The organism is Duganella sp. AC917 (assembly GCF_979258245.1).
This window is the reverse complement of record NZ_OZ409848.1, coordinates 4037725-4050611: the sequence shown is the minus strand read 5'-3', so window position 1 is coordinate 4050611 and position 12887 is coordinate 4037725. Positions and strand designations below refer to the sequence as shown.

The 12887-nt window shown below is 62.9% G+C and carries 13 protein-coding genes; 4 read left to right on the top strand and 9 right to left on the bottom strand.

Going from position 1 to position 12887, the window contains the following annotated elements; genetic code table 11:
* The first annotated feature begins 77 nt into the window (after positions 1 to 77).
* Both ACZ0BA_RS17505 and ACZ0BA_RS17500 read left to right on the top strand, forming a co-directional pair.
* Positions 78 to 632 (top strand): sigma-70 family RNA polymerase sigma factor, encoded by a 555-nt coding sequence (locus ACZ0BA_RS17505; RefSeq protein WP_315212118.1) that lies wholly within the window; start codon positions 78 to 80, stop codon positions 630 to 632.
* Positions 629 to 1339 carry an anti-sigma factor gene (locus ACZ0BA_RS17500; protein WP_463452495.1) on the top strand — a complete coding sequence of 237 codons (711 nt, stop codon included), beginning with the start codon at positions 629 to 631 and terminating at the stop codon, positions 1337 to 1339. Before ACZ0BA_RS17505 ends, ACZ0BA_RS17500 begins: the two co-directional genes overlap by 4 nt.
* Before the next feature lie 20 nt (positions 1340 to 1359).
* Here the strand turns inward: ACZ0BA_RS17500 and yacG are convergent, their stop codons facing one another.
* The 4 genes from yacG to ACZ0BA_RS17480 form a co-directional block, all read right to left on the bottom strand.
* Complete coding sequence (yacG, locus tag ACZ0BA_RS17495) at positions 1360 to 1533, bottom strand: DNA gyrase inhibitor YacG (RefSeq protein ID WP_090316479.1); 174 nt, start codon at positions 1531 to 1533, stop codon at positions 1360 to 1362.
* A 9-nt stretch (positions 1534 to 1542) separates the two neighbouring features.
* Positions 1543 to 2298 (bottom strand): cell division protein ZapD, encoded by a 756-nt coding sequence (gene zapD, locus ACZ0BA_RS17490; RefSeq protein ID WP_463452494.1) that lies wholly within the window; start codon positions 2296 to 2298, stop codon positions 1543 to 1545.
* Between the two features lie 109 nt (positions 2299 to 2407).
* A complete protein-coding gene (gene coaE, locus ACZ0BA_RS17485; protein WP_463452493.1) occupies positions 2408 to 3013 on the bottom strand; it encodes a dephospho-CoA kinase in 606 nt (201 codons plus the stop codon).
* Positions 3014 to 3028: 15 nt separating this feature from the next.
* On the bottom strand, positions 3029 to 3916 hold the full coding sequence (locus ACZ0BA_RS17480; RefSeq protein WP_463452492.1) for a prepilin peptidase: 888 nt from the start codon (positions 3914 to 3916) through the stop codon (positions 3029 to 3031).
* Between the two features lie 215 nt (positions 3917 to 4131).
* Between ACZ0BA_RS17480 and ACZ0BA_RS17475 the strand changes: the two genes are divergently transcribed.
* Positions 4132 to 4941 (top strand): sensor histidine kinase, encoded by an 810-nt coding sequence (locus tag ACZ0BA_RS17475; RefSeq protein WP_463452491.1) that lies wholly within the window; start codon positions 4132 to 4134, stop codon positions 4939 to 4941.
* 163 nt (positions 4942 to 5104) lie between these two features.
* Here ACZ0BA_RS17475 and ACZ0BA_RS17470 read toward each other — a convergent pair whose 3' ends face one another.
* The 3 genes from ACZ0BA_RS17470 to ACZ0BA_RS17460 all read right to left on the bottom strand — a co-directional run bounded on the left by ACZ0BA_RS17470 (position 5105) and on the right by ACZ0BA_RS17460 (position 9515).
* Positions 5105 to 6328 carry a type II secretion system F family protein gene (locus tag ACZ0BA_RS17470; RefSeq protein WP_463452489.1) on the bottom strand — a complete coding sequence of 408 codons (1224 nt, stop codon included), beginning with the start codon at positions 6326 to 6328 and terminating at the stop codon, positions 5105 to 5107.
* A 24-nt stretch (positions 6329 to 6352) separates the two neighbouring features.
* The gene (gene pilB, locus ACZ0BA_RS17465) at positions 6353 to 8092 is read right to left on the bottom strand and encodes a type IV-A pilus assembly ATPase PilB (RefSeq protein WP_463452488.1); all 1740 of its coding nucleotides are present in this window, start codon (positions 8090 to 8092) and stop codon (positions 6353 to 6355) included.
* A gap of 133 nt (positions 8093 to 8225) precedes the next feature.
* Positions 8226 to 9515, bottom strand: coding sequence for an HlyC/CorC family transporter (locus ACZ0BA_RS17460; RefSeq protein WP_463452487.1), 1290 nt, complete (start codon positions 9513 to 9515; stop codon positions 8226 to 8228).
* Between the two features lie 173 nt (positions 9516 to 9688).
* Between ACZ0BA_RS17460 and ACZ0BA_RS17455 the strand changes: the two genes are divergently transcribed.
* Entirely contained in the window at positions 9689 to 10906 is a 1218-nt protein-coding gene (locus tag ACZ0BA_RS17455) for a glutamate carboxypeptidase (RefSeq protein ID WP_463452486.1), read from the top strand.
* Between the two features lies 1 nt (position 10907).
* Here ACZ0BA_RS17455 and ACZ0BA_RS17450 read toward each other — a convergent pair whose 3' ends face one another.
* Entirely contained in the window at positions 10908 to 12416 is a 1509-nt protein-coding gene (locus tag ACZ0BA_RS17450; protein WP_463452485.1) for a tetratricopeptide repeat protein, read from the bottom strand.
* Between the two features lie 18 nt (positions 12417 to 12434).
* A complete protein-coding gene (uraH, locus tag ACZ0BA_RS17445) occupies positions 12435 to 12788 on the bottom strand; it encodes a hydroxyisourate hydrolase (protein ID WP_463452484.1) in 354 nt (117 codons plus the stop codon).
* Between the last annotated feature and the right edge of the window lie 99 nt (positions 12789 to 12887).

Sequence of the window (12887 nt, the reverse complement as noted above, 5' to 3'; positions counted from 1 at the left end):
GGATGTGATCGGCTATAATCGGCCGACACTCAGCAGATCACCGCCGGGCCGCGCCCAACCTTTTTTCCTGACTGCTGATGCCGAACGCCCCGGACGGTTTTGACTACGACGCCGCGCTGCACGCCTGTGCCAAAGGCGACCAGCGTGCCTTGCAGCGCCTGTACGAACAGGACGGGCGCCATCTGCTCGGCGTGGCGCTGCGCATCGTGCGCCGCCGCGACGTGGCCGAGGACGTGCTGCACGACGCCTTCGTCAGCATCTGGCAGAAGGCCGCCAGCTTCGATCCGCAACGCGGCGCCGCGCGCGGCTGGATTTTCACCGTGGTGCGCCATCAGGCGCTCAACACGCTGCGTTCGCGCGAGCGCGAAGTGTATGCCGAGGCCGACACGCTCGACGCCTTGCAGGAAGACCGGACCGACACCGTGGCCGAACAATTTGAACTGCAGGCCAGCATGGGCCGCTTGAACGATTGCCTCGGCCATCTCGATAGCGCCAAGCGCAACAGCATTGTCTGCGCCTATGTCGACGGCTGCAGCCACAGCGAAATCGCGACGCGGCTGAACGCGCCGCTGGGCACGGTCAAGGCCTGGCTCAAGCGCGGCCTGGCCGCATTGCGGGAGTGCATGGGATGAACGAATCACTGGAGGAATTGCAGCAGCTGGCCGGCGAATACGTGCTGGGCACCTTGTCGCTGGCGGCGCGCTTGCAAGTGGAGCTTCGCATGCGGGACGAGCCGCTGTTGCGCGCCGAAGTCGACGCCTGGGAGCGCCGCCTGCTGCCGCTGACGGCGCTGGCCGAGCCGGTCGATCCTTCACCGAAACTGTGGCCGCGCATCGTCGGCAACCTGCGACCGCAGGCCGTGACGCATGCCGGTGGATGGCGTCGCTGGTGGGACGACCTGCGGCTGTGGCGCGCGCTTGCCGGCGTGGCGCTGGTCGCCACGCTGGTGCTGGCCAACATGCTGCTGCTGCGTCCCGATCCGGCGCAGCCCGCCTACATGGTGGTGCTGGTGTCGCCGCAGCAGCGCAACGCCGGCTATGTGGTGCAGGCCAGCCTGAACAATCAGCTGACCTTGACGCCGCTCGAAGGCACGCCGGTGCCGAGCCAAAAATCGCTGCAGTTCTGGACCAAGGGGAAAGACTGGAGCAAGCCGGAGTCGCTGGGACTGGTGACGCCGAATCAGCCGCTGAAGGTGGCGCTGGGCAAGTTGCCGCAGGTCGAGGCCGGGCAGCTGTTTGAAATCACGCTGGAGCCCGCAGCCGGCTCGCCGACCGGCCGACCGACCGGTCCGATCCTGTACATCGGCAGGGCCGTGAAGGTGAAATCGACCGCGATGTAAGGCGTCCAGGTGGCGGCGGCTTACTCTTCCTCGAGCGGATCTTTGGGCGGCGCGGCGGGGATGGCGTACTTTTCCTCGGCCCAGGCGCCGAGATCGATCTGTTTGCAGCGTTCCGAACAGAACGGGCGATACTTATTCTCTTCCTTCCACTCCACTTTGGCGGAGCAGGTAGGGCAGTCAACTACGGTGGCCATGATCAATCTTTAGAAGTTACAGAGTGTGAGCTCGAATGGTACATCATCTTCCAGCGCCTTGGGTTTCAGGTCGCCGCCCTGGGTTGTAAAGCGCACCCACAGCATGTACTTGTTGGCCGAGATCTCCGGGATCGCGCCCATCGATTCGTCCAGCGTCAGCCGCAGCATCTGATAGACCTTGCCCTGCAACATTTGCTGATAACTGCCGGCGACGGCAATCATCTTGACCGGGCCGCCGGAATCGCGCAGCAGGCGCAGCACCAGCGCCAGCGCGTCGAACAGCGGCGCCAGCGGCGCGAACCATGTGACGATGTCGTTGAAGCGCTGCTCGGCGGGCCGCTTTTGCCAGGCGTAATACGACGGCAAATCGAATTCGCAGGCGCCGCCGGGAATGATGGTGCGGCCGCGTATGCTCATCAGCCATTCGTTGTCGCGCACATTCTGGCCGGTCTTGCCCTGCGCCGCGACCAGCGCACTGCTGACGCCGTCGAGTTCCGCGAGGATGGCGTCCAGGGTTTCCGTCTGGACATTGGGATTCATGCGGTAGCCAAGCAGGCTTTGGCGCTGGCGCTCGAGCTCCTGCAGCAGGTCGGATTTGAGGTCGGCGCGGCCGGCCACTTCCAGCATATCGAAGATCGTCGACAAGGCGACGTGATGCTGCATCGGATGTTCCTGATGCACAAAGAATTTGAATTTCTCGTACAGATCCTCTAATCGCAACAACGTGCGGATGCGCTCGTTGAAAGGATATTCGTAGACAATCAAAATAACATCCCTCTATTGGTGGACCTGCGGTGAATTCACGTGATTCTGAAGCAAGCCAAGCAAAAATACAAACGTTGCGAAGGTATTGTTACCGTTCTTTTTGAAATTGCTAGCGAATTTTCATGTACAAGGCGTGTAAACGGTCGATTTGGGGCTTCAAAGCGGCAATTCCGTCGTTATTCTCGATAATGTCGTCGGCGGCAGCCAACCGCTGCGCGCGGCTGGCCTGGGCCGCCATGATGGCCAGCACTTGCGATTCCGTTAGATTGTTACGCGTCATCACCCTTGAAATTTGCACTTCCTCCCGGCAATCGATCACCAGTACGCGCGACACGCGGGACCGCCAGGTTCCGGACTCGACCAGCAGCGGCACCGCGTAGATGACATAGCTGCCGGTCGCCGCCGCGCCGGCCGCCAGCGCGCCGTCGCGAATGCGCGGATGCAGGATGGCTTCCAGGCGCGCCTTGGCGCCGGCGTCGGCGAACACCAACTGGCGCATGCGCGCGCGGTCCAGCGCGCCGGTGGCGTCGGCAAACTCGGCGCCGAATTCGGCGATGATGGCCGGCATGGCGGGGCCGCCCGGCGCGGTCAGGCTGTGGGCGATGAGGTCGGTGTCGACAATAGTGGCGCCGCGCTCGGCGAACATATTGGCGACCGTGGTCTTGCCGCTGCCGATGCCGCCGGTCAGGCCGATGGAGAATGGGGCAGTGCTCATGCGGTGGATTTGCTCTTAATAGTAAGGATAGACGACCCGGGTGAAGGCGGTCAGCGGTTCCCGGTACAGGAAGGTGATCAGGCCGGCGGCGGCCAGATACGGCCCGAACGGGATCTGGTAGTCGAAGCCGCGCCGGTTGGCCACCATGAGCGCGATACCGACCACGGCCCCGACCAGCGAGGCCATCAGCACTATGGCTGGCAACGTCGCCCAGCCCATCCACGCACCCAGCGCGGCCAGCAGTTTGAAATCGCCATAACCCATGCCTTCGCGGCGACGCACCAGTTTATACACCCAATAAATGGTCCACAGCGCCAGATAGCCGGCGGCCGCGCCAATCACCGAATCGTGCAGCGACACGTAGGTGCCGTTGATGTTGATCAGCAAGCCGGCCCAGATCAGCGGATAGGTGAGGTCGTCGGGCAAAAATTGGGTGTCGGCGTCGATGAAGGTCAGCGCGATCAGGAAATACAGGAAGAACAGCCCGCCCAGGCCCTGCCAGCCGGTGCCCAGCTTCCACACCACCAGCGCCGACAGCGCGCCGGTCAGCAGCTCGATGGCCGGGTAGCGCGGCGAGATCGGTGCCTTGCATTGGCTGCATTTGCCGCGCAAGGCCAGATAGCTAATCACCGGAATGTTCTCCAGCGCGGTGATCTGGTGGTGGCAATGCGGACATGCCGAGCGCGGCACCATCAGGTTGTAGCGTTCGGTGTGGATCTCAGGCTTGCCCGCTTCCACGGCGCAATAGTTGTCCGATTCGCGCTGCATCATCTTCGGCAGGCGGTGGATGACGACGTTGAGGAAGCTGCCGATCAGCAGGCCGAACAGCGCGCCGATCAGGCTGATGGCCAGATCGGCGGCGGGGGCAAACAACAGCGGCGATTGCGGTATCGAGTCGAGCATACGGGGTCATCGGCCCTTGGCGGGCGGGTAGATAGGCACAGGCCCATATTAAAGCATCGTGGCAACATTGCGGCGCGTTTTTCAGGGACGCCGCACTGCGCGGTTCGCGTGCGCCTCTCTCGTTGGGGATATGGGAAGGCTATTGAAATGATGGCAATGTGCGGGGGCCGGATACCGGAATACCGGTAAAAAATACACAGGAGCCGTTTTTGCTGTTGTTCTTACAATCCCCCTTATTTGTGATGCTGGGCTTGGTCCTCGAATGCTTGCTGCTGGGCGTGTTATTCCGGATCTGCCTGCGCAACTACTCGCGCCGCTTCGAATCCCGTCTCAAGCAACTCGAAGAGCGTGAACGGGTCGCCTTCGATCTGCACGACACGCTGCTGCAAAGCATGCAGGGGGTGTTGCTGCGGGTGCAAAGCGTCGGCCAGCGCTTGCCCGATGGCAGCGCCGAGCGCGATACCATCGAAGCCATCCTCGACCAGGCCGACGAGGTGCTGGCCGAGGGCCGCCACCAGGTGCTGGCGCTGCGCACGCCGCTGGTGTATGGCGACAATGTCAGTCAGGCGTTCGCGCAGGTCGGGCACTCGTTGCGGGACAATTTCAAGACGCCGTTCCGCATGATCGTGACCGGACGTGCACTGCCGCTCGATAGCGAGTTCAGCGAGGAGATTTACCGGATCGGAAGGGAGGCGTTGTTCAATGCGTTTCAACATGCCGAGGCCGGTCATATCGAGCTGGAGCTGGTGTATGGCTGCGAGTTCTTTTCGCTGTTGGTGCGGGATGACGGCAAGGGCATCGATACGACCAGGGCGTCGGAGGTGGGCTATCGCGGCTTGAGCGGCATGCGCGAGCGGGCCGAGCGCATGGGCGGCGGCGTGGAGGTGCTGAGTTTGCCCGAGCGCGGCACCGAAGTGATTTTCAAGGTGCCGGGCGAGGTGTGCTATCGGCCGCAGGCGAAGCAAGGTGGACTTTGGCGGCACCGGATCGCAGCCTGGCTGGGCCGCACAGAGTCGCGCGGGTGATCCGCGCGGATCTTGCTGATTTAGTCTGGAGGAGCATGGCGGCGAGCTTATGTCAACCGATACCCCGGCAGGAGGCGTTGACGCAGGCGCTGGAAATTTTTGATGAAATTTGCGGTTTCCTAAGATAGGCTTGTCGGCCAGACGCCATGAGAGCGTAAGCTGCTTAAACCACCGACCCCAGCTTGAATATCGGCAAATACATCGCCACGACAAGCCCGCCGATCAGCACGCCCAGGATCACCATGATCGCCGGCTCCATCAAGCTCGACAACGACGCCACCGCCTCGTCCACTTCTTCCTCATAGAAATCGGCGACCTTGCCCAGCATGGCGTCCAGCGAGCCCGATTCCTCGCCGATGGCGACCATCTGCGTGACCATGTTGGGAAACACCTCGACGTTCTGCATCGCCACCGTCAGGCTGGTGCCGGTGCTGACCTCGTTCTGGATCCTGCGGGTGGCATCCAGGTACACCGCGTTGCCGGCCGCGCCGCCGACCGAGTCGAGCGATTCGACCAGCGGCACGCCGGCGGCGAACATCGTCGCCAGGGTCCGCGTCCAGCGGGCGATCGTGGCTTTGCGGATCACGTCGCCAAACACCGGCAGCCTGAGCAGCAGCTTGTCCATGAAGCGCTGCATTTGCAGCGAACGTTGCCACGCCCGGAAGAACAGGTACAGGCCCATGCCGATCGTAAAGAAAATCACATGCCACCACGTGACGAAGAACTCCGACAGCGCCATGACGAACAAGGTCGGCGCCGGCAGGTTGGCGCCGAAGCTGGCAAACACTTCCTTGAACGCCGGCACCACCCAGATCATGATCACCGCCGTGACGACAAACGCCACCGCGAGAATCGATATCGGATACATCAGCGCCGATTTGATCTTGGCCTTCATGGCCAGCGTTTTCTCTTTGTAGACCGCCAGCCGCGTCAGCAGGTCTTCCAGGATGCCGGCCTGTTCGCCGGCGCCGACCAGGTTGCAGAACAGCGGGTCGAAGTACAGCGGAAACTTGCGGAAAGCCTGGTTCAGGCTGGTGCCGGTTTCGATGTCGGCGCGCAGGTCCATCACCAGTTTCGAGACGGACGGGTTGGAATGGCCCTTGCCGACGATGTCGAACGATTGCAGCAGCGGCACGCCGGCCTTCATCATCGTCGCCAGTTGGCGGGTGAACAGCGAGATGTCCTTGTCGGTGATGCGCTTGCCGCTGCGGTAGGCCTTCTTCTTGACCTTGGTGACCATGATGCCCTGGCGGCGCAAGGTGACGTTGACCACGGCTTCGCCGCCGGCGCGCATTTCTCCGCGCACGGTCTTGCCGGTCTTGTCCTTGCCCTCCCAGGCGAAGATCAGTTCCTTGACCTGGTTGCCCGCGTTGCCCGAAGTCGCCATGATCGTTGTCCTCTTCTTTACCGCTTATTCGTTGGTGCAGCCGAGCACTTCTTCGAGGCTGGTCAGGCCGTTCTTGACCTTTACCAGTCCCGACTGGCGCAGCGACTTCACGCCTTCCTCTTCGGATTTTGCAGCGATTTCCATCGAGTTGCCATGCGCGAGGATAATGCTTTCGATCGCCGGCGTGATCGGCATGATCTGGTAGATGCCGACCCGGCCCTTGTAGCCGCCGCCGTTGCAGCGCTCGCAGCCGACCGGGCCGTAAGGTTTCCAGCTGCCGTCCAGTTCATGCTGTTGGAAGCCGGCCTTGAGCAGCAGGTCGTGCGAGATCTCGACCGGCTGCTTGCAGTTGCACAGCCGTCGCGCCAGCCGCTGCGCGGTAATCAAAATCACCGACGAGGCGATGTTGAACGGCGCCACGCCCATATTCATCAGCCGCGTCAACGTCGATGGCGCGTCGTTGGTGTGCAGGGTCGAGAACACCATGTGACCGGTCTGCGCGGCCTTGATGGCGATGTCGGCCGTCTCAAGGTCGCGGATCTCGCCGACCATGATGATGTCCGGGTCCTGGCGCAGGAAGGATTTCAGCGCCACCGGAAACGTCAGGCCGGCCTTGTCGTTGACGTTGACCTGGTTCACGCCGGGCAGGTTGATCTCGGCCGGGTCCTCGGCGGTGGAGATGTTGATGCCGGGCTTGTTGATGACGTTCAAGCACGTGTACAGCGACACCGTCTTGCCCGAGCCGGTCGGGCCGGTCACCAGCACCATGCCGTACGGCCGCTGGATGGCGTCGAGCAGCAATTCCTTCTGGTCCGGATCGTAGCCGAGCGCGTCGATGCCCATCTGCGCCTGCGTGGCGTCGAGGATACGCATGACGGTTTTCTCGCCGAACAGCGTCGGCAGGGTCGAGATGCGCAGATCGACGGTCTTGGTCGGCGAGACGATCAGGCGCATGCGCCCGTCCTGCGGCACGCGCTTTTCCGAGATGTCGAGCTTGGCGAGCACCTTGATGCGCGACACCAGCTTGTCCTTGATCGAGATCGGCGGCTGGGCATGCTCCATCAACACGCCGTCGACGCGGAAGCGCACCCGGTAGAACTTTTCGAACGGTTCGAAATGCAAGTCCGACGCGCCCATGTTGACCGCGTCCATCAGCATCTTGTTGAGGAATCGCACCACCGGCGCATCCTCGACGTCGTTGGTGGCCGATTCGGCCGCCGCCACCACCGCCGCCGCCGCGCTTTCCTCCTCGGCGAACTGGATGTCCGCCTCGTCGCCGGCCAGGTCCGATATGGTTTGCTCGCTGGACTTGTTGAGCCGCGCGAGCAGCTGCAGCAGCGTGTCGTGCGGCACGATGACGGGCTCGACCGTGGACTCGGTCTGGAACTTGATCTGGTCGAGCGCCTGCAGATTGGTCGGGTCGGAAATGGCCACCGACATCTTGTTGCCGCGCTTGGCCAAGGCGATGACGCGCTGGGCTTGCATCAGCTTGTTGTCGATGGCCTTGGCGGGCAGCGCGTCGATATTGAGCGCGGCCACGTCCATCAGCGGATAGGCGAACGTTTCGGCGCAGAAGGCGGCGAGGGCGCGCGCATCGATCAGCCCGCTTGCCAGCAAGGCGTCGATGAAGGGCGACTTCTCGTGCACGGCCTTTTTTTGCAGCGCCTCGGCCTGCATCGCGGAGAGCCGCCCGGCTTGCAGCAATGCGCGCGCCAATCCCGGCATCGGGGCGCCTGGCGCGGCGTTGGGTAGGACTGCTGCCATAGAAGCATCTATCTTGATAGGGGACGGGCGATCAAAGAATCATGCTCTTGAGCATTAATTTTGTAAAGCCGTTTGTCGCTGCCAAGAAACGATTGTACGCCCGGGTGTTGCGTTAGCCGCGTGGGCTTAGCAATCAGACACCGCGTTTGGTGCCGGGCCTTATCAATTTGACGACCTTGATGGATTGATCATGCGCCTGGATCACCTCGATGATGCAGCTGCCGATTTTGATACTGATCGGTGCTTCCGGGATTTCCTGCAATAGCTCCAGCAGCATGCCGTTCAAGGTTTTGGGGCCGTCGAGCGGGAAGTTCAGGCCCAGGCGTTTGTTGACGTCGCGCAGCGCGGTCGCGCCCTCCAGCAGGCACTCGCCGTGCTCGTTCCAGGCGAAGCTGTCGGCGCCGGCGTCGCCCGGCAGCGAGGTGGTGAACTCGCCGATCATTTCCTCGATGATGTCGTCCAGCGTGACCAGCCCCTGGACCTCGCCGTACTCGTCGACGATGATGCCCAGGCGCTCCTTGCGTTCCTGGAAGTACTGCAACTGCGTGAACACGCCGCTGTCCTGCGGGATGAAGTAAGGCGTGGTCAGCAGCGCGCGAAAATGCTCCACGGTCAGCTCGTCTTCCTGGTTCAGCAGCGCCACCGCCTTGCGCACGTGCAGGATGCCGACGATGCGGTTGATCTCGCCTTCGTAGACGGGCAGCTTGCTGTGGTAGCAGGTGGTCAGCTCGCGCTTGATTTCCTCGACCGATTGTTCCAGGTCCAGCGCCTCGATCTGCGCGCGCGGCGTCATGATGTCCTCGACGACGATGGTTTCCAGGTCGAACAGGTTGAGCAGGATGCTCTTGTGTTTTTGCGGAATGAAGTTGCCGCCCTCAAGCACGATCGAGCGCAGTTCCTCCGGCGACACGCGGGCCTCCTGCCGGTGCGCCCCGGCCTTGAGCCGGAACAGCCTGAGCACCTGGGTGACGAACAGGTTGACGAACCAGATCACCGGTTTGAACAGCGCCATCAAAGGCCGCAGCACGACGCTGGTGGGCAGGGCGATGCGCTCGGGATAGGTGGCGCCGATCAGCTTCGGCGAGATCTCGGCGAACACGATCAGCAGGAACGCCACCACGCCGGTGGAGATGATGATGACGTTGTCGTCGTGGCCGAAATACTCGATGGCGATCGACGTCACCAGCGCCGTGGCCATGGCGTTGACCAGCGTGTTGGCGATGAGGATCAACGACAGCAGCTTATCGGTGCGGTCGAGCAGCCACAGCGTGGTGATCGCGGCGCGGCTGCCGCGCTTGGCCTCGTGGCGCAGGCGATAGCGGTTGGCCGCCATCAGGGCGGTTTCGGCCATGGCGAAAAAGGCCGAGCACAAAATCAGGAGGGCGAGTGCAAGAAGTTGCACCCATAAGGGCACGGTATCCAATTGTCACCGTAAAGAGTCTGGAAAACTGGTCGCCGTGCAGCGGTTGCCGGCCCAGAGCATTATCAGCTGGAATTTTAAGGTATGGATGAGTTAGGTGCAAGTTGGCCTATGGGGCGCGGAGTTCGCGCGGTACTATGGAGCTCACTTTCATACAGCGATAAAGGTGGTGCACGATGCGTAAGAACTTTGTTTTGCTTGGTTTGATGTTGGGACTCGGCGGCGGCGCAGCGCAAGCCGCGCCGCTGAACCAGGCTTTGTTGACGCAGGCCGAAAAAGCCAAGCCCGAGGCATTGGCGTTGCTCGAGCGCTTGGTCAACATCGACTCCGGCACCTACAACGAAGCGGGGCTGGACAAGGTCGGCGCCATTGCGCGGGAGGAGTTGAAAAAACTTGGCGCGCGCATCGAGGTGTTGCCGGCGTCACCGGCCAAGTCGAGCAATATCGTCGCCAGCTGGACCGGCAAGGGCAAGGGCCGTATCCTGTTGGTCGCGCACATGGATACCGTCTTTGGCGATGGCGCGGCCGCGGCCCGGCCTTTCCGCGTCGACGGCAAGCGCGCCTACGGTCCCGGCATCATGGACGACAAGGGCGGTATTGTCATGGCGTTGTACTCGATGAAACTGCTGCGCGAGGCAAAATTCGACGATTACGCGAAGGTGACCCTGATCCTCAATACCAACGAGGAAACCGGCTCGGCCGGCACGCTGGCGCTGATCAACAAGCAGGCGAAGGAGCATGACGTGGCCTTCAACCTCGAACCGGGCCGTCCGGCCGATGGTTTGGTGATCTGGCGCAAGGGCAGCGGCGGCATCGAGCTCGACGTCAAGGGCAAGGCGGCGCACGCCGGCGTGGCGCCGGACGCTGGCCGCAACGCCGCGCTGGAGGCGGCGCATCAGGTCCTCCAACTGAGCAAACTGGGCGACGCCGGCAAGCAGACCACGGTCAACTTCACGGTAATCAAGGCGGGCGAACGCAGCAACGTCATTCCGGATGCCGCGCACGCCGAGGCCGACGTGCGGGTGGCGGTGGCGGAGGAGTTCGACCGGGTCGAGAAGGACATGGCGCGCATCTCCGCCAACCAGCTGATCCCGGACACGCAGGTGAGCGCGAAGCTGCGCCGTGGCTTCCCGCCGATGCCGCAAAACGCCGCGACCGACAGCATGGCGGCGCGAGCGCAGGCCATCTACGGCGAGTTGGGCAAGAAGCTGACGCTGGAAGGCAGCGGCGGCGCGGCCGATTCGAGCCTGATCGCGGCGGCCGGCGTACCGACCATCGACGGCCTGGGCATCGTCGGCGGCGGCATCCACACGCCGGAGGAATATATCGAAGTCGACAGCATCGCCCCGCGCCTGTACCTGCTGACGCGGTTGATCATGGACTACAGCAAATAAATCACGTCAAGTTGCGCAGGATGACGGCGTGGCCGGCGATGGTCGCGCCGTTTTCCTGTCGCGCGGCGAGCGGCTCGGCCGCCAGGACCTCGAAACCATTGGCCTTTGCCAGGCGTTCCAGATAGCCGAGCGTGTGGGCGTAGCGATTGGTGGGGCGTAAGGTGAAGTCGGCGCCGTCGCCGGCTTCGACGGAAAAGCAGAAGCGCCCGCCCGGCTTCAACGCGCGCTGCACGCGTTCGAACACCGGTTGCAGGTCGCCGATGTAGACGAAAACGTCGGCTGCGACAGCCAAATCCCAGTGGTTGTCGAAGCCGTCCAGATAGCGCAGCAAATCGGCGCAGACCAGCGTATCGTAGCCGCCCCGTTCAGCCGCTTTGTCCAGCATCTGCTGCGACAGGTCGACGCCATCCAGCCGGCGCGAGTAAGCCTTCAGATAAGGCGCACACAGACCGGTGCCGCAGCCGATGTCCAGCGTCTCAAGATCGGTCGCCGGCGCCACGCGCCGCAGCATCGCGTCGAGATAGGCCGGGGTCTGGTACTCCAGCACCTTCACCAGATGCTCGTCGAAGTGATTCGCGTATTGATCGAACAACGAGCGCACGTATTCGGCCGGCAGCACGGCCGGCGTTTCGCCGACGCCAAGCGACGCCAGGGCGAAGGCGATGGTTTCCGGATTGTCGCCATGCGCCAGCGCGGCGCGGTAGGCGGCGATCGCCTCGTCGTTGCGGCCCAGCGAGCGTAGCGCGTTGCCGCGATGGTAGTGCGCCAGCGCGTGGTCCGGTTTCAGCTTGATCGCCTGGTCGTAGCTATCCAGCGCCGCGTCGAATTCGCCCAGCCGGAACAGGCTCGCACCCTGCGCGCTGTATGCCTCCGCCCACTGCGGCCGCAGATGGATGGCGCGGTCGAAACTCTCCACCGCGTCTGGCAGCTGGCGCAGGCAGTGCAGGGCGTTACCGCGCGCGAACCAGGCGTCGGCGTAGCGGTCCTTGACGTTGAGCGCATCTTCCGCCGCGCCCAGCGCCTCCGGATAACGGGCCTGGTCTTGCAACACGATCGCGCGGTTGCAGTGCGCCTCGGCGTAATTCGGCTGGATTTCGATCGCGCGCTGGTAACTGAGTAGCGCTTCGTCGAGACGTCCCAACTTGCGCAGCGCATTGCCGCGATTACTCCAGGCCATGGCGTAGTCGGGGAGCAGGGCGATGGCGCGGTCGTGGCTGGCCAGCGCTTCTTCGGCGCGTCCGGCATCGAGCAGCGCCACACCGAGGTTGGCGTGGGCTTTGGCTTGTTGGCCGTCGATGTCGATCGCTTGTGAGATCAGCGCGATGGCCTGTGCGGTGTCGCCCTGCTGGCGGGCGATCACGCCCAGCAGATGCAGCGCATCGAACTGGCGGGGATTGAGATCGAGCACCTGGCGGTACAGCGCCTGCGCGGGTTCGAGGCGGCCTTGCTGGTGCAATTCAACGGCCTGTTGCAGGAAGGACGCCTCGAGGGCGGAACGGGATTCGGTCATGGTGAGCGCATCTTAGCTTCAACTGCCCCTATACGTCGAATACGCCCATGGCGACACGACCAGCGGGACATGGTAATTTTGCTCCGCGCTCGCCACACCGAAAGCGATGGTCACCTCGTCGATAAAACGTGGCTCCGGCAGCTCAACCCCCTGCGACGCGAAATAATCCCCGGCGCTGAACACCAGCTCATATTTCCCCATTTTCATCGTCTCGCCCTCCAGCAGCGGCGCCGAACAGCGGCCGTCGGCGTTGGTGACGTCGGTTTTGATCAGGGTCCGCCCCTGCGCCCCGACGGCATACAGCGCCACCTTGACCCCGGCCCCCGGCTTGCCTTGCGTGATGTCGAGAACGTGCGTACTGAGCTTGCCCATAATTGTCCTATATGTGTACGTCATAAGTATCTATTGTACAAATAATATACCGATGACGGTCGACGCATATATGATTACAGATATATTCCCCATCGACCC